Raw genomic sequence first — 19,601 nt, 5'->3', positions numbered from 1 at the left:
TCCGGGGAATCCGTCCGCCGCCCCGGAAGCCAACAGGACTGCCGGAGAATGAGGGCATGAACGCGGACGGGATCGCTGCCCTCATCGCTCAGGCAGGCCATGGGGACCCCGACCTCCGCGCCGAGGCCGCGGGCGAGCTGCCCGCGGCCATGTCCGGGCAGCCGGACGACCCCGCACTGGCGGCCCTGATCCCGCTGACCCGCGACCGCGAGGCATTTGTGCGCGAGCGGGCCACCTTTGCGCTGGGGCAGCTGGCCGAGGTGGACGGACCGGACATCAGGTCGGCCCTGTGGCGCCGCCTCGACGACGAGGACCCCGAGACGCGCGAGGAGGCCGTACGCGGTCTGGCCGTACGCCGGGATCCGCGTGCTGTTCCGCTGCTCGCCGCGCTGCTCGAAGAGCCGACCGCATACGTGCAGACGTTCAACGCGGCAGCGGTACTGGCCGATCCGCGACTGCTGCCGTCGCTGCGCTCGTACGACCCGGCGGATCCCGGTGTCCAGGAAGCCCTCCAGGCCTGCGACCCGGCCGCAAGGGAGCAGCGCGACGCCGCGGCGTGGGCCCTGCTGGAGGCGGTCCACGCCCTGCTGCCGGCGGCGGACTGGGCGCTGTACACGTCGCGCTTCGAGACGAACCTGACGCTGGTGCTCAGCACCGCCGGACACGACGGGTTGACGTGGAACGCCGACGCCCTGCTCGCCCGCGCCGGCGGGGATCCGGAACGGGCGGCCGCCCTGGCCGCCGAAGCCGCCGAAGCCGCCTGAAGGCCTGCTGCCAGGACAGCGAGGCCCGGCACTCCCGCTTCGGCCCGAGCCACCCCCCACACCAAGATCATCCACACGCTCGCGGCCCGAGCCGGTACGCACATCTCCCCGCCCTCGGATCAGGCACCACCCGCTACACTGACCGCGGTGGCTGCGCCCTCACGGGCCGCCGCCGCGACCTGTCGCTGAGCAAACCTGAGCGTCCGCCCGTCCCGGCAGACTTTCGGACACGTTTTCCGACGGATCCCCGCCTTCGTAGCTCAGGGGATAGAGCACCGCTCTCCTAAAGCGGGTGTCGCAGGTTCGAATCCTGCCGAGGGCACAGCACCAAGGGCCAGTTCGGAGGCTTGATCCTCTCGAACTGGCCCTTTGCACGATCACGGGCAGAAGAGACGAGCGAGAGCGCGTCCAGAGCGCCGTCCGGCGATGACATCAGCAGCTGACACCAACACGTCCGATCCTTGGCGAACCCTGTCGGCCTCAGACCGCAGGTTGGCGCAGTGCGGGTCAGGATCCGCGGTAGTACAGGGTGCCCATTGATCGACCTGATAAGGATGAGGCCACAGGTTCAAATCCTGTGTAGCGACGGGGAAAGCATGAGATGAGGGGAGAGTTGAATGAGTCGTCAGAGAGCGACCCGTAAGGTCGCCGCGGTCGTGACTGCGACCGTGCGTGAGTGGAGTGACGAGGAGGGTTGGGGTGTCCTCGACTCGCCCGAGACTCCCGGAGGGTGCTTCGGCCACTACGCCGACATTCAGGCGCCCGGCTTTCGCACACTGTCACCAGGGCAACAGGTCGATCTCACCTGGGAAGCACCCGGCTTCAAGCAGGACGGATACGACTACCGGGCGGTGAGCATCGCTCCCCGCCCCGTCTGACATCCACGGCCGACAGGCCACGTAGTCCGTAGGTCAGCGGGCGGCTTCGGCACCGGTACGGCCGCCCGGGGCAGCCCATCGTGGCTCCTCGTACGATGCCCTCACTGCGGCGCACGCCAGGTGCGTCGAGGGGGAGGGGATCCCGATCATGCTGAACAGACAGGGCCTGCCAGGCGGTTGGAGAACAGGGGCGCTTCTGGTCGCCGTCGTCTTGGGCGCTCCGCTGCTGTCGGCGACGCCTGCGGCGGCCGTGCACGGGGCGGTGCCTGGTGACTTCAACGGTGACGGGTACCGCGACGCCGTGCTGCCCGCGCCCGGGGCGACCGTGGCCGGTAAGCAGGGAGCCGGTGCCGTGGTCGTGCTCTACGGATCGAAGTCGGGGCTGTCGACGTCCCGGCGGGCGACCATCACGCAGAACACCGCGGGGGTACCGGGTGCGGCCGAGGCGAACGACGGCTTCGGTGCCGCGTCCGCGACGGCGGACCTGAACCGGGACGGCTATGCGGACCTGGTGGTCTCCGCCCCGTACGAGGACACCACGCAGGGCCAGGACGCCGGCACGGTGACGGTCCTGTGGGGCGGCACGAAGGGGCTGACAGCCGGCACGTACCTGCCGGCGACCACGGTCGGCAGGTACTACGGCCTCGACGTCGCAGCGCTCAGCACCGGCCCCGGCGCGAAGACCGAGGTGCTCGTCGCCGGGTACGAGGGGGCGATGCGCTTCACCGGGCCCTTCAGCCGCAGCGGCACCTACGGCCAGGCCGTGGAGAACCGGGACACCGCTTCCGTGGGAAGCGTCGCGCTGGGCGATTTCGGCCACGACGGCTCCCCGGACGAGGTGGCCGTCACCGTCCGGATGAGCGGGCTGAGCGGCGGCGAGGTGTACGTCGACCCTGCCTACGGCGGCGCGCAGCAGACGGGCAACGGCCTGATCGCGGCCACCGGGGACGTCAACGGCGACGGGTACGCCGATCTCGTGGTCGGAGACCCGGACGAGCCGGACAACGCCGGAGCCAACGGTGCGCTCGGGGGCCGGGTGCTCCTCTGGTACGGCTCGGCGCACGGCATCGCGCGGGACGGAAAGCCGGTGCAGCTGACCCAGAACACCTCAGGTGTTCCCGGTGCGAGCGAGAAGGGGGACAACTTCGGCGGCGCCCTCGCGGTGGCCGACCTGAACCGTGACGGGCTGGCGGACATCGTGGTCGGCGCGCCGCAGGAGGACACGCTCCAGCGGAACGCCGGGCAGGTGACGGTCATCCCCGGCCGCCGCACCGGGGCCCTGGGCGGCGGCGCCTACGCCTTCACCCAGGACTCCGCCGGCATCCCCGGAGCCGACGAGGCCGATGACTCGTTCGGCACCACCGTGGCCGTCGGCGACATCAACAAGGACGGCAGGCCGGAACTCTTCGTCAGCGCCGCAGAGGAGAACAACGCCACCGGCGCCGTCTGGGTCCTCCCGGGCGCCGCCGTCGGGCCCACCGGCAAGGGCAGCATCATGATCACCGCCTCGTCCGTCGGCTTCCCGCAGAAGGACAGCACCCTCCTCGGCGGCAACGGACTCCTCGGAGTCATCTGAACGGGACGAGTCGGTCCCCCGCCCCCCTGTCCACCGGTCGGCACCGTGCCCTTGCGGTGCCGTGCCGGAGGTCCGCGGCTCCGATCGGCACCGCGCCCTTGCGGTGCCGTGCCGGAGGTCCGCGGCTCCGATCGGCACCGCGCCCTTGCGGTGCCGTGCCGGAGGTCCGCGGTTCCGGACGGGTTGCGCCGTGGCAGCGCATCTCCCCCGGGGTCGCTGGTCCTCGCTTCACTCGGCGGAGTGGAGTCGGCCGCCCGCCAGGAGTACTTCGGCCTCGCCATGCCTCGGTCTCGTCGTGGCCTGCCGAACGATGAGCGCATGTCACTGATCAGTGTGCGTTCGCTGGCCCGCCGCGTGGTTCCCACGTTGCTGGTCGCCCAAGCCGTCCTCCTTCCCCTTCAGTCCGCCTCCGCCGCCGCGCACGTGGCGCAGCCGTGCCGGGCGTTCGCCGGCTGCGGTTCGGTCGTCGTCGCCCCTGTCTCCCAGGCGGCCCCGGACCACGGCGACTGCACCAGCCCGGAGCCGGTCGTGTGCCTGATCCGTAGCGAGACTCCGGCGGAGCGCGAGACCGCCCGCGACCAGCGGATGCGCTACCACGACCTTCTTGAGGACATGGAACGCACGGAGTGCGCCATGCGCGCAGAAGGGCGCTCGGAGGAGGACATCGCCCGCACTCTGGTCCAGATGCGCAACGACGCCAAGGACGTCGTCCGCGCCGGCATGACCCCGGAACAGGTCGCGGAGCTGGAGGCACGCAACCAGAAGAAGTACGGCAACCCGCTCGGCCCGACAGCGGACCAGCTCTACATGAAGTACGGCTCCTGGGAGAAGGTCGCCGAAGCCGCCACGCGTTCGAGCGCAGCCGTGGACCGCGAACTCGGCCTGGAATTCCGCCACTGCTCCTGCGAAATCCTCCAGGCGGCATGACCCTGCCGTCATTCACCCACAACACGTCTGCGGTGGGGCACGGTTCCGTCCTCGTTGGCTTCGGCACGCGGCCGAATCTCAGGGGTTCTCCGCCGCAGCGAGCGGATCGAACGGGAGCCGGACCGGAACGGAACGGATCGCACAAGCCGGGGACACCACACCGGCTTTCTGCAACACTTCGTCTTCCGCTCGTTCGTCTCGGGGGCCCCATGGACATCGAACTCGCCGACCTGCTCGCATCCCTGCGGTCGGAGATCAACCGCGCGCGGCTCGAAGCGCACAGCCAGGACGTCAAGTTCCGTATCGACTCCATTGACCTTGAGCTCCAGGTCGCCGTGGAGAAGTCCGCCGAGGCCAGCGCGGGAGTGCGGTTCTGGGTGGTCTCGCTCGGCGGCAAGGGCAGTGCGAAGTCGGCGCAGACCCACACGGTCAAGATCAGCCTGACAGCTGAGACGGACACGGGCGAGCTGGTCCGGACCAGTGACGATGTTTCGGGTCTCCTGGCGACGAACTGAGCGCTGAATGAGTCCTGTCGACAAGGCCCGGGTGGCCGAGGTCCTGGTCAGACGCAGCGACAAGGCCGAGTACGGGTCCGGTTACCGCATCGCGTCCCGTCTCGTTCTCACAGCGGACCACCTTGTCGGCGACGAGGCGGAGGACGTCGTCTGCTCCGTCCTCCTCGGGGGACGTGACGACCAGTACCCCGCCACGCGGCTGTGGCGGAGCCCGACGCAGGATCTTGCGCTGCTCCACCTCGACGAGCCTGTGCCGGACCGGGTTCCGGCCGCCGTCTTCGGGCGGCTGCCGGACGGTGCGGGCAGCGTCCCGTTCGCCTCGGTCGGGTTCCCCGCCTTCGCTCTGCGGCCCGAGGCGGAGGGCCGGGAGGGGTTGCGACGACGTGAGAGCAAACAGGTCACCGGATTCGTCCAGCTCGGCTCGAACATGAAGTCCGGACTGCTGGATCTCACGTTCACCACCACCCCACCCCGCGAACCGGCGCGAGGCATGCCGGACCCCTGGCTCGGCATGTCCGGCGCCGCCTTGTTCGCCGAGGACAGCGGGACGCTGATCGCAGTGCAGGCGCAGCGCCTGCCCGCGGCGGGCACCAACAGCGCAGAGGCCGAGCCGATCGCCACAGCGCTGGCCGACCCGGAGTTCTGCGCCGCGCTCGCCCGCCACGGCGTGCCGTCCTGGACGGTACCGGTCAGCCTGCCGCACGAGGACGAACAGGGGCCGCTGCGCGCGGTCATCTCGCAGGGCGAACTCATCGACGGCTTACCGGACTTCAAGAAGAACCTCACACCGGACCGGCTCGCCTTCGTCTCGCCGGGCAGCGAGCATCCGGCCGAGCCCGAGAATCTGTTCGTGCGCTTGGTCAACGCGCGGGACACCGGCGTGCTCCTGGTGGGCGCCGCAGGCACCGGCAAGACCCGGACCTGTCTGGAAGTGGGCCGGCTCGCCCTGGAGGCGTGCTGGCGGGTCCTGCACGTGGTCCCCGGCGAAGAGGAGTCGGTGACCGCGAAGATCGCTCAGGAAGTGTTCGCGGAGCCGACCCCCGTCCTGGTCGTCGTCGACTATCTGAACGAGGCACAGCTCGACCTGACCGCCCTGCGGCGCCAGCTGCTGCCCGAGGCCCGCCGCCGCCATGTCCATGTGGCGCTGCTCGCCTCCGTGCGCCCGGGCTGGCTGAGGCTGAAGAAGTCCAACAGCCCTTTGCTGCATGAGCTGTTCGAGGAGGTGGAACTGCGGCAGGACGACGACTTCCAACAGCTGGTGGCGACCAACGCTCTGACGACCCTGGCACCGACGGCCATCCGCCGCCTGGGTATGGACCGCATGCTGGCGATCTGTGGGCGCCGCCCGATCGTGGCCCTGCTGGTCGCCCGGGAGATGGAGCACCGGATCGAGGCGAAGCTGTCCCTGCCCGAGACGGCAGGGCTGCGAGAGGGCGGCGAGCTGCCGGTCTGGCTGGTCAGCCGACTCCACGAGGACGAGCTGACCGTGCCCGGACGTACGAGCATCTACACGCCTGCCCGCGCCTCCCACGTCCTGGTGGCCGCCGCGGCGGCCGCGGCGGCCTGCCCCCAGCCCCGCACCCCCGTCATGGCCGCTGCCCGGGCGGCCCTCGCCGAGGCCATGGCGAACGGGGAAGCGGTGGCCGACGTACCGGACGCCGAGGCCGTGGTGACCACTCTCGTGTCGCTGGGCTGGCTGGAGACCGACAGTGAAGGCGTGCTCTCCGTCGCCCACGACATCGTGGCCGACCAGTTCATGGAGTCCGTTCTCCTGCCTGAGCGGGACGCTGCCCCGGATGCGGCCGGCTCGTACGCCATGCTCGCCGGCTGCCTGACCGGCCCCCGCACCGTCGGGCGCTTCGCGGTCAACGTCACCCGGCTCGTCAACGACATGGCGCTGGTCGACCGCGCGGGCCCCGTGACCGCCGTACTGAACGACTGGTTCGTCGACCATGCCGGAACCATCGGCCGCATCATGCGCGAGAACTCCAACATCGGCAGCTACGCCCTCGGCGCCGTCTGCTCGGAATCGCCCTGGTCCGCCGCCGCGGTCCGCTGCTGGGAACAGATCGTCGGTCCCTGGCTCGCCGACTTCGGCACCGATGTCAACGCCCGCCACCTCCTCTACCGAGGACTGCGGTATCTGCCGGACGACAGTGCCCGGCGCCTGGGCCGCACCGCACTGGGGTGGCTGAGGTTCCACGGGCAGACGGACCAGGCGAAGTTCGTGCTCCGGCCACTGCTGTCCCGGCACATTCTCGGTGCGGGTGACGCCCGTCAGGCCATCACCACCGCGCTCGCCTGGCTCGAACCCGACGACCGCATCGCCCAGCAGGACGCCCAGTTCGTCCTCAGCCCGCTGCTCGACCGCACCGACCTCACCGAGGACGACGCGCGCCAGGCCGTCACCACCGCGCTCGCCTGGCTCGACACGGACAACCACAAGTCGAACATCGACGCCCAGTACGTCCTCAACACCCTGCTCGACCGCACCGACCTCACCGAGGACGACGCGCGTCAAGCCGTCACCACCGCGCTCGCCTGGCTCGACACCGACGACCACATCACCACCGCCCAGGCCGGCTACGTACTCGATCCGCTCCTCGAACACACCGACCTCACACCACCCCAGGTACGGCAGGCCGTCACGGCCTCGTTCGCCTGGTTCGGAACGGATGACCGCGGCACCCACCTCGACGCCCAGTACGTCCTGAACTCACTCCTCTCGCGCCCCGACCTCACTCACGACGAGGCGTGCCGAATCATCACCACGGCCCTCGCCTGGCTCGACACCGACAGCCACGCCACGGCCCTGGAGGCGAAGTTCGTCCTCGATCCGCTGCTCGACCGCGCGGAACTCGCCCCGGGTGAAACCGGGAGAGTCATCGCTGCCGCCCTCGCCTGGCTCGCCATCGGCGACCACGCCGCCGGCACGGGGGCCGAGTTCGTGCTGGAAGCGCTGCTCAGACGGCTTCCGATCGACGAAGTGCCCGCTGAAGTGACCGGGTTCATAGAGGCGTGGCTCGACGCGCGGATGCCGACGCCGGACTTCCTGTTCATGAGCAAGTGGGTGTTGCGCAAGAGGATCATGAGTCCCAAGATCTTCCGGGCGCTGCTCTCCTGGGTCCATGCCAACCCCGATCACGAGGATGTCGTCCCGCGTATGGCCGCGGCCGCCCCGCTGGTGGGCCCCCATGTCACGTCGTGGGCGAGCACACGCGACTGGTTCCGGGCCGTCGAACTGTGTCTCGACCACAGCGAGCTGCGCGGGGCTGCGAGCAATCCGAACGGCATCCTCGATGTCCTCATGTGCCAGCTCGCGATCGGATTCCGCACCGGGGTGGGGGCCGCTTGGGCGGACGACTGCATCCAGCGCTGGATCGCCCTGCCGTTCTCCATGAACGCCGCCGTGTACCGCCCACTGGTCACCATCGTCGCTCGCTGCCGTGCCATGGCCCTCAGCGGCCGGTTCACCGGGGCCGAGGCGAGGGAGTTGGCCGAGCGCCTGCGCCGGTGGGCTTCCGAATGGCCCGACGACGAACGCAGGGCCGAGGCCCTCCATCTCATCGACACCCAGATGCTGCCCGGTTCCGACACCATCCGCGGGCAACGGCCGGCGGCGGTCCCTGAACCGCGCCCCGGATCGTCCGACGACCGTGCGCCGCTGGCTCCCGCGCCGTGGCGAGCGGGAACAGCGGACCGAGCGCAAACAGCGGCAAGCCCCGGCGAAAGCAGTTGATCCCGACGAGGCCGTGACGCGGCCGGCGGTTCTCCCACAGCATGATGGCCGCGCCTCACGGCCGGGAGCGTGAGGCGGGCGGCCACTGATCACTTGCTGCTGCTCCGCTTGATCTCGTCGCGTACGGCACGAACAGAGCGAATAGCAGGTGTCACCTTTCTGGACAGTGCCTGGATCTGGTCGATGAGGGACCCCAGGAAAGTGCCCCCTCCCGCGACCGCCCCCATGGCGACTGCCACCCAACCCGCGAGTTCCGCGTATCCGGGCGCCGTATCAGCACCGCTCTGATCGAGGCCGTGAACTGCACTGCTCCTGGGCCGAGTTACGCGTACGCGGCCGGCCCTGCGCTGTCCTTTGTTCCAGGGAGGTCCGGACCGGACCGGACGGGCCGACTCGCCGAAGCGGTGGATCACACCCCCGCCGCGTCCGGTCCGGCCTCTGGTGTGACACTCCGGGACCTGCGGACGCTGGGTAATTCAGACCGTCAAATGAACTTGTGGTGCTCACGTGACCGCGAACGGAAGCAATGGGGTGGGGCATTGAGCCCGCGCACAAAGCACGCGTACAAACCGCTGAGCCTGAAGAGACGGGCCTGGCTGACCGTCGGCGCCGTCGTCCTGGCCGGGGCGGGGGCGACGGCCTACGCAGTCGCCGGGCCGGCCGGCAACGGACCGGCGAACGGCCACAAGGAGCGGGCCGCAGCCGTGCGTACGGTCAAGCTCGCCGGGCAGGGTGCCGGCCGTAAGGGGCTGCCGAAGCAGGACACCGCTCAGTTCAGCGCGGTACTGCTGACCTGGTCGGACCCTGCGGCCAAGCTCAAGGGGACTGCCCAGATCCGGTCGCAGGAGGCCGGGACCGGCGAGTGGTCGGGCTGGCAGGCCCTGCCGGACGATCCCTTCTCCGCCGACGGCAAGGAGGCCGCGGACGCGGCCACCCGCGGCGGCACCGCCTCGGTGTGGACCGGGCCATCGGACGGTGTCGAGGTGCGGGTGGTCGCCGCCGACGACTCCACCGCCGCCCTCCCGTCCGGCATGGACGTGAAGCTCCTCGACCCGGGCACCGACCCGAAGAGCTCCGCAGAGCCCGCCGCGTATGCGCAGGACGTCACACCGACGCCGTCGGAAGCCGTCACAGACACGGCCACACCGACGGACAGCGCGTCCCCGACGGACAGCGCATCCCCGACCGACACCGCGTCCCCGACCGACACGGCCTCGCCGACCGGCACCGCGTCGCCCAGCACCACCCCCAGCGAGACGGCGACGGCCTCCCCGTCTCCGACCGTCCCGGCCCCCCTCCCCTCGACCGTCGTCAAGCCGCCGGTCATCACCCAGGCCGAGTGGGGTGCCTCCACGGACTACGACGGCACACCGGGGTACGGCGAGGAGATCAAGGCCGCCGTCGTCCACCACACCGGCGTGGACCAGGACAACGGTGTCCCGTGCAGCCAGTCGAAGGCGCGGATGCGCACCATCCAGCAGGAGCACTTCGCTCGTGGCTACTACGACATCGGCTACAACTTCGTCGTCGACCGCTGTGGCCAGATCTTCGAGGGCCGCAGCGGCGGCATGGACCTCCCGGTGGTCGGCGCCCACGACGTCGGCTTCAACACCAACACGGTCGGCATCTCGTACATCGGCAACACGATGACGCTGAAGCCGACGCGGGCCGGCCTGGAAGCCATCTCCCGTGTCGTCGCCTGGAAGTTCGGCATGTACGGCATCAGCCCGACCTCCAGCGTGACTCTGGTGTCCGGTTCACCGCTCGGCCAGGACGGCAACAAGGTCGCCGAGGGCGCCTCGATCACGCTGCCCCGGGTCTTCGGCCACCGCGACACCAACTCCACGCTCTGCCCCGGCGATGCGCTCTACGGCAAGCTGCCGCTGATCCGCACCCTCGCTGCCACTCCCGGCATCTCGCATGCCCTCACTCGCACGGACTTCAACGGTGACGGCGTGACCGACCTGGTCGCCGGCACCCCGAAGACGAGCAGCAACACCGGTTCGCTCACGGTCGTCCCGGGCGGTGACGACGGCCCGGTCGCCTCCGCCGGGACGATCATCGACCAGAACAGCACCGGTGTCCCCGGCAGCAATGAATCCGGCGACCTCTTCGGCACGTCCAATGCCTACGGCGATGTCAACGGCGACGGATACGGCGACCTGGTCGTCGGCGCACCTGGCGAGGACGACACCAGCGGCCACGCCGACTCGGGCCTCATCTCCGTGATGTACGGCCCCGCGCTCACCACCGGCACGTCGTACGGGACCGCCACCGCGACCCGCGCCGCCGGAGAGAAGCTCGGCACCTCCGTCGCCACCGGGGACTTCAACGCGGACGGCAAGGCCGACATCTTCTCGGTCGCGCCCGGCACGCCCGGCCGCTGGTGGTCGTACGACTCCCAGTCCGGCGCGGCCACGTCGGGATACCTGAACACCTCCGCCTACACCGCGGCCGTCTCCTACGCGGCCGTCGCCACCGGTGACTTCAACCGGGACGGCTACGCGGACGCCGTCGTCAACTTCCGTGACCCGACAAGCATTTCCCGGATTCTGTGGCTGAAGGGCTCGCCCACCGGCCTGCAGCGCGTCGGGATTCTCACAGCGAAGGGCGGCCGCTCCCTCGCCGTCGGCGACGTCACAGGCGACGGCATCGACGACCTGGTCGTCGGCCAGCCGGGCACGACCGAGTCGGGTACGACCGCCAAGGGCGGCACCGTCACCCTGCTCAAGGGCACCACGACCGGTCTCACCGCGACCGGCGCGATCACTCTCGGACAGGACTCCGTCGATGTGCCGGGCACCGGTGAGGCGGGGGACGACCTCGGCACCTCCGTCGCCGTCGGCGACTACAACCTCGACGGTTACGCGGACGTTCTGGCCGGCGCCCCGAACGAGGACATCGCCCGCGGCGGTGTGAGCCAGGTCGACGCCGGTACGGTGATCCTCTTCAAGGGCACCTCCACCGGTATCTCCGGCACCGGCTCGATCGCGTACAGCCAGGACACGGCCGACATCTCGGGCGACACCGAATCCGGCGACCGCCTCGGATCCTCCGTCCTCCTCCAGGACCTGTCCGGTTACGGCCGTGCGGACCTGGCGATCGGCGCGGACGGCGAGAACGCCGGCGACGGCGTCTTCCTGCAGCTGGACAGCGGCAGTGCGGGGGTCTCCCCCAAGAGCGCGCTCTACTACGGCCGCTCCAACCTCGGCACCCCGGCAGCGGCCCACGTGGGCCAGACGCTGACGCCGTAGCGACTCAGGCAGGAACGGAGGGGCCGGTACTCAGCAGGAATCGCTGAGTACCGGCCCTTCCGCATGGCGGGCCGGCCGCAGGGCGGGCACCCGTATGGCGGCGCCTGCCGGGAGGACTACGTCCGCCGGGCGAAGGGCCCTCCGCCGTAGTCCCTGCGGCGGACCCCCGGGGTCGCCATCGCAGGTGACGACCTCAACGAGCCTGCCGCCTAGCGTGTTTCAGGTGATCGGGATCGTCCGGCGACCACCCGGCATTCCGGTGGTCCCCTTCGCGTCCGACAGAGGTTCGCCATGCCTGGAACTGTCATGCCTGAAACTGTCATGCCCACGACACAAAGAGGTGTGGGGTTGGTCTCGGTCGGGCCGGCCGCCCTCACTCTTCTTCTCGGCCTCTGGGGCATCACCCGCGACAACAGCATGTGGCGCGACGAAGCAGCGACGTGGGAGGCGGCCCACCGGAGCGTCCCCGACACAGTGCACCTGCTGGACCGGATCGACGTCGTACACGGCCTCTACTACCTGTTCATGCACGGGGTCTTCGCCCTCGCGGGAGACAGCCTCGTCGCCCTGCGGCTGCCGTCCGCCGTGGCCATGGCCTGCGCCGCCGCCCTGATCACCCTCCTGGGTTCCCGACTGGCCGGCCGTTGTGCGGGGCTCGCCGGCGGACTGGTCTTCGCCCTGATCCCCGCGGTCCAGCAGTTCGCACAGGAGGGGCGCCCTTACGCCCTGGTGACGGCGTGTTCGGCCCTGGCCTGCCTGCTACTGGTCACGGCGGTGGACAGCCCGGGCACGGGGCGCTGGGCGGCCTACGGCGTGACCGTGCTGGTCGCGGCACTGCTCAACTGGTTCTCGCTCCTGATGCTGTGCGCCCATGCGGCGACGATCGCCCTGGCCCGCCCTCCGCGCGCCGCCGTGGCGCGCTGGGGCATCGCCGCGTCCTGCGCCGTGATCGGCACGCTCCCCCTCGTGGTGGCGAGCGAGGCGCAGTCGCAGCAGGTGGCCTGGATCCGCCCCGTCAGCCCGGGCACGCTGTCGGTACTCCTGCTCACACTGGCCGCGGGTGCCCTCTGCGCATGGGCGATACGGTCGGGAGAGGGCCGCCGCATGCCCCACGGCACGCGACTCCCGCTCACCGCGGTCGCCCTGCCCCTGCTCGTGCTTCCCCCGCTCGTGCTGCTCACAGCCTCCCTGGCCCGCCCCGTCTACCTCACCCGCTACGTCCTGTTCAGCCACATCGGGCTCGCCCTGCTCATCGGCGGAGCCTGCCACGCGCTCGCGTCCCGGCTGCGCACGCCTCCTCGCCGGACGATCGGCGCGGTCATGGCTCTCGCCTTTCTCGGGCTGCTCCCCCTCCAGTTGTCACTGCGCAGCGCGAACAGCCGGGTCGACGACGTGCTGGCCACGGCCGAGAGCGTCGCCGCCGTCCGCGAGGCGGGTGACGCGGTGCTGTACATCCCCGCGGCGCGTCGTGACACCGCCCTCGTCTCCCCTGCCGCGTTCACCGGGACCAGAGACCTGGCCCTGGTCCGGGGCCCGCTGGAGTCCGGCACCTTGAGCGGCGTGGAGGGCAGTCCGGAACAGATAGCCGCCGCGACGGCGACCGCACGCCGGATCGTCGTCATCAGTGACCCGGGGGCCCCGTCCGCCACCACGGATCGCGACCGGGCCAAACAGCACGCCCTGAAGACGTACTTCGTCCGCTGCTCCGCGACCACCGCACGCGGCCGCCAGGTCACGGTGTACCAGCGCCGCCACGACCTCGGCGGGTGCGCCACGGCCGACCGCGGCACCGAACCGCTCCGCGCCGGTCAACGACCCTGATTCCTTGGGTGGTTGCGGGCCATGCGCTCATTGCCGAACTTGTACGCGCCCGTCCAGCGGGCCATCACCGCCTGCGCGTCCCCGGCCTCCACCTCGGCCACGAACTTCGCCGCCCGGTCGCCACGCAGCGTCGTGGCCTTCCGGTCGCGGTGGGTGATGAGGACGGTGCCGTCGTTGCGGGACTCGTAGCTGAAGCCTGAGGGTGCCGGCATGGGCGCACCTGCCTTCTCTCGTATCTGCTCGTATCCGGTCGGGAGTCGGGGCCTGCGGCTCCCCCCGGGGCTCGGGACGTGTGGCCCCGCCCCGGACTTGGGGCGCGCGGACTCCGCCCCGGAGAGGAAGTTATCCGTCCCCCTGCTTACGCCGCCTCAGCGGCAGTCGGCCCTCAGTTGCGCCGCCGCGTGATGCGCACCCACCAGCTTCGTACTGCCCCAGTCCCGGCCCCGGTCGATCAGCTGGACCGCGAAGGTGTCGCCCTTGACCGGGTAGCTCTTCACGTCGACCGCGCTGCCCCGGTGCACGGTCTGGCGTACGGCGAAGCCCGTGTACGCGGAGTCCGCGTTCGCGGGGTCGGAGAGCACCCGGTAGACGGTGGGGTTCCCGGCGACGTCCCGGTCACGGCCCGAGCGCGGGACGAAGACGGTCAGCGCGCACTCACGGAAGCCGGGCCCCAGGTGCCAGGACCAGGTGGCCGTGTTGCCCCGGTCCTCGTCCGGGCTGCCGGACATCGGGACGGCGCTGAACCGGCCGTCGCACGAGCCGCCGTGGAAGCCGCCCGAGGCGACCGTGTACCAGCCCGCGTCACCGTTCTCGAAGCGCCCGTGCTCGCGGTACTCCCCCGTCGAGCAGCCGGGGCCCGCCCACGCCGTGTAGCGGTAGGAGGGCGCGGGCGCCGGTGCGGACGGGCGGCTGCCGGACTCCGACGGCTTCGCGGCCGGTGAGGACGCGGGGTCGGTGGTGGCAGGTTCGGCGTCCGAGGGGCTGATCCGGGTCGGGGCGCCGCCCACCCGGTCTCCGGGGCCCGCGCCCGCACGGCCGATCGCCCCGGTGCGGGTCTCGCCGCCCGCCGACGCGATGAGCGACACCGCCGTGACGAGGAAGCCGGTCAGCACCACCACGCCCGCTGCCAGCCAGGCCTTACGGCTCCCGGGAAGGGTGGATATCCGGCCGGCGAGCGTCTCCCGGGCGATCCACGCACCGTCCCCGCTGCCCGCACGCGTCACGGAGCCGCAGTCGGGACAGCTCATACCGGGCAGCGCCCCACGCCGTTCGCCGCCGCACTGTTGGCACCTCATGGCAGCACACCATGCCAGTGCAGCGTCCCCGCAGGGAGAGCTCGTACGGAATTGGCCCGGCCGGTCCCCGTACCGCTGTGCCGGGACCGGTGGCGGGTGTCAGCGCAGTTCGTCCGGGCACGGAGTCCCGGGCGACAGCTGGTAGGGAGCACCGAGCCGGTACACACCGGGGCCGGGGGCGAGCAGTTCCGTCCACTCGTCGCCGTGCTCGTCCTCCTCCACCTTGATCAGGCAGCCGTTCGTGTTCACGAAGGACTTCGGGGTGTCCTCGTCCGCACGCTGCTTGGACTCCTCGGTCTCCTGCGGCCGCTCCAGGCCGTTGCCGTCCTCGTCGACGACGGCGAGCCAGCGCGAGTACGGGATACGGATCAGCACCCGGCCCGCCTTCTTCACATGGATCGTCAGCTCCCCGGCGCCGGCCTCGTCCACCGTTGCCGGCGGATCGGCCATCGGCACGGGGCTTTCGACCGCGAAGAGCCGCCAGTTCTCGTCGGACCAGATCGCCTTGAGGTACGGCTGCCCCTTGTCGACCAGCTCGGCCTCCTGGACGGCGCCGCTGGAGTCCGGGTCGCCCGTGGGCAGCACCACGTAGTGCACGGCCCAGCGGTCGAGCCACTGGCGGTAGTTGACGGGGTTCAGGGTGTCGTCGTAGAAGAGCGGGTTGCGCTCCATGTCGGCCTGCCGGTTCCAGCCGCGGGCCAGATTGACGTACGGCAGCATCGCGGCCGCCTCCCGGTGGCTGCTCGCGGGGACCACCTCGACCCGGCCCCGGTCGGCCCCGATCTGCTGCAGCTGGTCGACCAGCGGCGCCAGCGCGCGCGCCCACGACGCGGTGGGCGCGGTCTTGACGATGTCGTCGACACCCTTGAAGCCGATCCAGAAGTTCAGCCCGGCGAACGCGATGACCAGCGCGTACCACTTACGGGAGCGGGGCACGGTGTACGGCAGCGCGGCAAGCAGCGCCACCCCGGCGAACAGCATCGCCATCCGCGAGACGTTCGAGCCGATCTGCGAGTCGATCACATACGTCAGCAGCGTCCCGATGCCGTACACGGCGGCCGCGGTACGCACCGTCCTCCAGTCGCCCGGCACCAGGAAGAAGACAAGGCCGGCGAAGAGGAACGGCAGCGACAGCGTCGCGATCGACATCGGCTGCGTACCGGAGAACGGGAAGAGCCACGAGGACAATGCCACCACCGCGACCGGCGCCAGCCCCAGGGCGTACGCGCCGGGGCGCCGCCCGTTCAGGAACAGGGCGGCCGCGATCACTCCGAGGAAGAGCCCGGCCACCGGACTGCCCGCCGTCGCGAGCGCGGCGAGCGGCGCGGCGACGGCCGCCTTCGCCCAGCGCTTGTACCGCCAGCGGTGGGGCCAGCAGAAAACCGCCGCCACCGCTCCGACCGCGAACATCATGCCGAGCCCGAACGTCACCCGGCCCGACAGCGCGTTGCACAGATACGCGAAGACACCCGCCATCGAGCAGGCCAGCGGATTGCGCACCGCCTTCACCCGGTACAGGATCAGCGAGGTCAGCCCCGCCGAGACCGTACCGACGATCATCATCGTCGTACGCACACCGAGCAGCGACATCAGGTACGGCGAGACGACGCTGTACGAGACGGGGTGCATGCCCCCGTACCAGGCCAGGTTGTACGCGGTCCCGGGGTGCCGGCCGACGAACTCGGCCCAGGCGTCCTGAGCGGCGATGTCACCGCCGCTGTTGGCGAAGAAGAGGAACCAGAGGATGTGGACGGCCGCCGCCACGGCGGTCGTCAGCAGCACGGGGTGGCTCAGACATCGCTGCTTGAGCCGGTCGAACCGGCCGAACCGGTCGGTGAAACGACGCGGCGCCCCCGGATCGCCTGTCCCGCCCGGACTCTCCGTGGAGCCTGCGGAAGCCGTGCTGTGCTTCGCCCGTGTCGGCTCGGCAGTGGTCACTGCGACTCTCCCCGTCCCTCCCCGGACGCGTTGGAACCGCCGGCTTGCCTGCTCGGGTCTCATGGGCGGGAAGACGCGTTCCAGGGTCCACGCGTTGCCCCCGGGACGCTAACACGCACATTCTCGTCGCCGCCCCGAATAACCCCGTGAGGTGGCTCGCACCCTGGTGGACGCCGGAGGTGGTGGTTGCCCAGCGGGAGCGGGTCCCGCAGGGCAACCACCGGTACGCACCGGGCCGGTGCGGGCGTCAGCCGATCCGGGTCAGCCTCTGGCCGAAGCCCGGGTCCTTCAGGTCCTGCTGGAGGGCGACCGGGGCACTGACCTTGCCGGGGCCCGTCCCCACCGTCACCACGCCGACCTTCGTGCCTGCCTTCATGCTGCGCGAGATCTCCTTGCCGTTGTCCTGCACGGACAGCTCGACCTTGAGACCCGGCCAGCCCTTCGCTTTGAGGTCACCGGTCGCGACCAGCGGAGTGCGGCCGCCGAAGCCGTCGTCGACGTATCCGACGACATCGCCCTTCTTGACGACCGTGGCGGACGTCACGGCCTCCTGCGCGTCCTTGATCAGCTTGAGGCTGTTGTTCAGCGACATCACCAGGCTGTCGTAGGGCTGCCCCGTGCCCGCCTGCTGCCCCATGACCGCGCCGTAGATCCAGAGCTTCTTGCCGTCCACGACCGTGTTGGCGGACCAGACCAGGTTGCCGCCGGCCGGCGTGGAGGAGCCGGTCTTGATGCCGCTCACGCCCGGCTGCAGCAGGATCGAGTTGTTGTTGTAGATCGTCCCGTCGACGCCCTCGACGTTGATCTGCGGAGTGTCCACGATCTCCCGGAGCACATCGTTCTGCATCACGGCCCTGGCCAGCTTCAGCTGGTCGACAGCGGTGGAGACCGTCGTCTTCTTCAGGCCGCTCGGGTCCGTGTACGTGGTGTTGTCCATGCCGAGGTCCTTGGCCGCGGCGTTCATCTTCGCGACGAACTCGGTCTCGGACGAGTCCCAGCGGGCGAAGAGGCGCGCGGCGTTGTTCCCGGAGGGGATCATCAGGAGTTGCAGCAGCTGCTTCTCGGTGAACTGCTGCCCCTTGCTGATCGGCGCGGTGGACTCGTCATCCAGCTTGGACTCGTCCTCGGCCTGCTGATCGACGGTGATCTTCTCGCCCTGCTCCTTGCCGGTGAGCGGGTGCTCCTTGAGCACCACGTACGCCGTCATGATCTTGGCGACGCTGGCGATGGGCGCCGGCTTCTGCGCTCCCGACGAACCCAGCGAGCCGACACCGTCCACGGTGACCGCCGACTGCCCCTGCTCCGGCCAGGAGAGGTTCAGTTCACCGCCCTTGAAGGTGTACGACGACTCCGCCGTCATCGTGAGCGCGGGGGCCGGCAACGGGCGGACCATCTGCGCGATTGCAAACGCGATCAGCAGCAGGAGGACCAGCGGAGTCCAGATCTTGACCCGGCGCACGGCCGTGCGGACCGGGGTCTCCGGCGGCGGCGGGGTGTTCGTCAGCTCGGCCAGCAGGTCGAGCGGCGGCCGGGGCGGCATCGGCTGCTGCCGGGTCCGCTCGGCACCGCTGAGCGACGCGGCGAGCTGCTGCCGACCGGCGCCGGAAGCCGCGGGCGCCTCCGGCTTGCGGGGTGCGGGGGCCGACCGTACGTCGTCCGCACGCAGCGGTACGAACTTGCTGGTCCGCTCGGCGGGGGACTCCGGCCGGGTCCCGGTCTCCGGCTTCGTCTCCGCCGGGGGCGGGGTGATCTTCAGCGCGGTCGTGGGCTGGTCGACGCGGGGCAGCTTCGGCGCCTTGAAGACGGCCGTCGCCTGATCGATTCCCCGCTCGTCCTCAGCGGGCCGCGCCTCGTCGCCGGACTCCTCTCGGGTCCGCGGAACGCGTGCCCCGGAAGCGCTGTCCGGGGCCTCGCGGCCGGAGGAACCGTCGGTGGAAGAACCGTCGGTGGAGGCATCGTCGGTGGAGGGCTCGACGGCAGCGGACTCTTCGGCAGAGGCCTCGTCCGCGGGCTCCTCGTCTCCACCGTCCGGCTCCGCAGCGGAGGCGTCGTCGGACTCGGGAACGGCAGGCTCGGAGACGTCGTCGGACTCGGAGACGTCGGGCTCGGGATCGGCGCTGGGCGCGTCACTCTTCGTGTCTTCGCCCTTGGACACCCACGCGGCAACGGCTGCACGCAGCCGCGCGTCGCCGCCCTCGGGCTCGACGGCCTTCTCCGGCTCGTCGGCCGGATCGGATGCGTCGGGTTCCTCGGTCGCGTCGGGCTCGGCGGCGCCGATGGTCTCGGCCCCCACCGCGGGCTCCACAGCCTCCGCAGGCTCCACGGGCGCCTCCGCAGCGCCCGGATCGGCCTCAGAGGCCTCCACCGGGCTCTCAGGGCCTTCCGCGGCCTCTGCGGCCCCTGCCGTGCCCGCAGCGGCCTCGGGCTCCTGAGCGGTCACGTCATCGCTTTCGTCGGAGCCACTCGAAGCGGCCCCTTCGGCTCCGTCCGCCGCGTCGCCCTCGGCGGCCCCGGCTTCCGCATCCGGGTCGGCGTCGGTGTCCGCGTCGGCGTCCACCTCAGCAGCGACATCCGCATCGGTTTCGACATCACCGGCCACGGCTACGGCAACGTCCGCATCCGCGTCCGCATCCGCATCCGCCGCAACCTCGTCCACGGCCCCGCCCTCGGCGTCCTCCGCCTCCGGCGCGGACCGCTGCGTGCGGAAGACGGCCGTCGCCGTGTCCACACCGCCTCCGGACTCCGCCGGAGAGGCGGGTTCACGGAACACGGCAAGCCGCGGATCAGCCTCGCTCCGAGTCGTTCCCGACGACTTCTGCTGCTCCGACTTGTCGGGGGACTCGCCCGCCACCGATGCCTCCTCCATGCGGCGCGGGGACATCCCCGCGCTGTCC

At 70.8% G+C, this 19,601-nt stretch carries 12 protein-coding genes and 1 tRNA gene; 9 read left to right on the top strand and 4 right to left on the bottom strand.

The window, feature by feature from the left end; genetic code table 11:
• Positions 1 to 56: 56 nt before the first annotated feature.
• The 9 genes from ACIOEW_RS22825 to ACIOEW_RS22785 all read left to right on the top strand — a co-directional run bounded on the left by ACIOEW_RS22825 (position 57) and on the right by ACIOEW_RS22785 (position 13,474).
• A complete protein-coding gene (locus ACIOEW_RS22825; RefSeq protein WP_401965439.1) occupies positions 57 to 764 on the top strand; it encodes a HEAT repeat domain-containing protein in 708 nt (235 codons plus the stop codon).
• Positions 765 to 1,013: 249 nt separating this feature from the next.
• Positions 1,014 to 1,086, top strand: a tRNA-Arg gene (locus tag ACIOEW_RS22820).
• A 295-nt stretch (positions 1,087 to 1,381) separates the two neighbouring features.
• Positions 1,382 to 1,642 carry a cold shock domain-containing protein gene (locus ACIOEW_RS22815; RefSeq protein ID WP_362542301.1) on the top strand — a complete coding sequence of 87 codons (261 nt, stop codon included), beginning with the start codon at positions 1,382 to 1,384 and terminating at the stop codon, positions 1,640 to 1,642.
• Positions 1,643 to 1,790: 148 nt separating this feature from the next.
• Complete coding sequence (locus ACIOEW_RS22810) at positions 1,791 to 3,218, top strand: FG-GAP repeat protein (protein ID WP_362542298.1); 1,428 nt, start codon at positions 1,791 to 1,793, stop codon at positions 3,216 to 3,218.
• A 318-nt stretch (positions 3,219 to 3,536) separates the two neighbouring features.
• Positions 3,537 to 4,145, top strand: a complete 609-nt coding sequence (locus tag ACIOEW_RS22805; protein ID WP_401965435.1) for a hypothetical protein — start codon at positions 3,537 to 3,539, stop codon at positions 4,143 to 4,145.
• A gap of 209 nt (positions 4,146 to 4,354) precedes the next feature.
• Complete coding sequence (locus ACIOEW_RS22800; protein WP_362542293.1) at positions 4,355 to 4,660, top strand: trypco2 family protein; 306 nt, start codon at positions 4,355 to 4,357, stop codon at positions 4,658 to 4,660.
• A gap of 7 nt (positions 4,661 to 4,667) precedes the next feature.
• Positions 4,668 to 8,399 (top strand): trypsin-like peptidase domain-containing protein, encoded by a 3,732-nt coding sequence (locus ACIOEW_RS22795; RefSeq protein WP_401965432.1) that lies wholly within the window; start codon positions 4,668 to 4,670, stop codon positions 8,397 to 8,399.
• Between the two features lie 539 nt (positions 8,400 to 8,938).
• On the top strand, positions 8,939 to 11,653 hold the full coding sequence (locus tag ACIOEW_RS22790; RefSeq protein WP_401965430.1) for an FG-GAP-like repeat-containing protein: 2,715 nt from the start codon (positions 8,939 to 8,941) through the stop codon (positions 11,651 to 11,653).
• A gap of 321 nt (positions 11,654 to 11,974) precedes the next feature.
• Complete coding sequence (locus tag ACIOEW_RS22785) at positions 11,975 to 13,474, top strand: glycosyltransferase family 39 protein (RefSeq protein ID WP_401965427.1); 1,500 nt, start codon at positions 11,975 to 11,977, stop codon at positions 13,472 to 13,474.
• Here ACIOEW_RS22785 and ACIOEW_RS22780 read toward each other — a convergent pair.
• The 4 genes from ACIOEW_RS22780 to ACIOEW_RS22765 all read right to left on the bottom strand — a co-directional run bounded on the left by ACIOEW_RS22780 (position 13,462) and on the right by ACIOEW_RS22765 (position 19,588).
• Positions 13,462 to 13,686, bottom strand: coding sequence for a hypothetical protein (locus ACIOEW_RS22780; RefSeq protein ID WP_350992331.1), 225 nt, complete (start codon positions 13,684 to 13,686; stop codon positions 13,462 to 13,464). The genes ACIOEW_RS22785 and ACIOEW_RS22780 overlap by 13 nt on opposite strands.
• A gap of 156 nt (positions 13,687 to 13,842) precedes the next feature.
• Complete coding sequence (locus ACIOEW_RS22775) at positions 13,843 to 14,721, bottom strand: adhesin (protein ID WP_401965425.1); 879 nt, start codon at positions 14,719 to 14,721, stop codon at positions 13,843 to 13,845.
• A 147-nt stretch (positions 14,722 to 14,868) separates the two neighbouring features.
• Complete coding sequence (locus tag ACIOEW_RS22770; RefSeq protein ID WP_401965422.1) at positions 14,869 to 16,707, bottom strand: MFS transporter; 1,839 nt, start codon at positions 16,705 to 16,707, stop codon at positions 14,869 to 14,871.
• 247 nt (positions 16,708 to 16,954) lie between these two features.
• Positions 16,955 to 19,588 (bottom strand): serine hydrolase, encoded by a 2,634-nt coding sequence (locus tag ACIOEW_RS22765; protein ID WP_401965419.1) that lies wholly within the window; start codon positions 19,586 to 19,588, stop codon positions 16,955 to 16,957.
• Between the last annotated feature and the right edge of the window lie 13 nt (positions 19,589 to 19,601).

It is taken from the genome of Streptomyces sp. NPDC087901, from assembly GCF_044742205.1.
Taxonomy (GTDB): Bacteria; Actinomycetota; Actinomycetes; order Streptomycetales; family Streptomycetaceae; genus Streptomyces.
This window is presented reverse-complemented; position numbering and strand designations above follow the sequence as displayed.

Excerpts from the sequence above, each read along its gene's own strand:
- ACIOEW_RS22825 (WP_401965439.1), top strand. The coding sequence starts at position 57 with ATGAACGCGGACGGGATCGCTGCCCTCATCGCTCAGGCAGGCCATGGG.
- ACIOEW_RS22815 (WP_362542301.1), top strand. The coding sequence starts at position 1,382 with ATGAGTCGTCAGAGAGCGACCCGTAAGGTCGCCGCGGTCGTGACTGCG.
- ACIOEW_RS22810 (WP_362542298.1), top strand. The coding sequence starts at position 1,791 with ATGCTGAACAGACAGGGCCTGCCAGGCGGTTGGAGAACAGGGGCGCTT.
- ACIOEW_RS22805 (WP_401965435.1), top strand. The coding sequence starts at position 3,537 with ATGTCACTGATCAGTGTGCGTTCGCTGGCCCGCCGCGTGGTTCCCACG.
- ACIOEW_RS22800 (WP_362542293.1), top strand. The coding sequence starts at position 4,355 with ATGGACATCGAACTCGCCGACCTGCTCGCATCCCTGCGGTCGGAGATC.
- ACIOEW_RS22795 (WP_401965432.1), top strand. The coding sequence starts at position 4,668 with ATGAGTCCTGTCGACAAGGCCCGGGTGGCCGAGGTCCTGGTCAGACGC.
- ACIOEW_RS22785 (WP_401965427.1), top strand. The coding sequence starts at position 11,975 with ATGCCCACGACACAAAGAGGTGTGGGGTTGGTCTCGGTCGGGCCGGCC.
- ACIOEW_RS22780 (WP_350992331.1), bottom strand. The coding sequence starts at position 13,686 with ATGCCGGCACCCTCAGGCTTCAGCTACGAGTCCCGCAACGACGGCACC.
- ACIOEW_RS22775 (WP_401965425.1), bottom strand. The coding sequence starts at position 14,721 with ATGAGCTGTCCCGACTGCGGCTCCGTGACGCGTGCGGGCAGCGGGGAC.
- ACIOEW_RS22765 (WP_401965419.1), bottom strand. The coding sequence starts at position 19,588 with ATGTCCCCGCGCCGCATGGAGGAGGCATCGGTGGCGGGCGAGTCCCCC.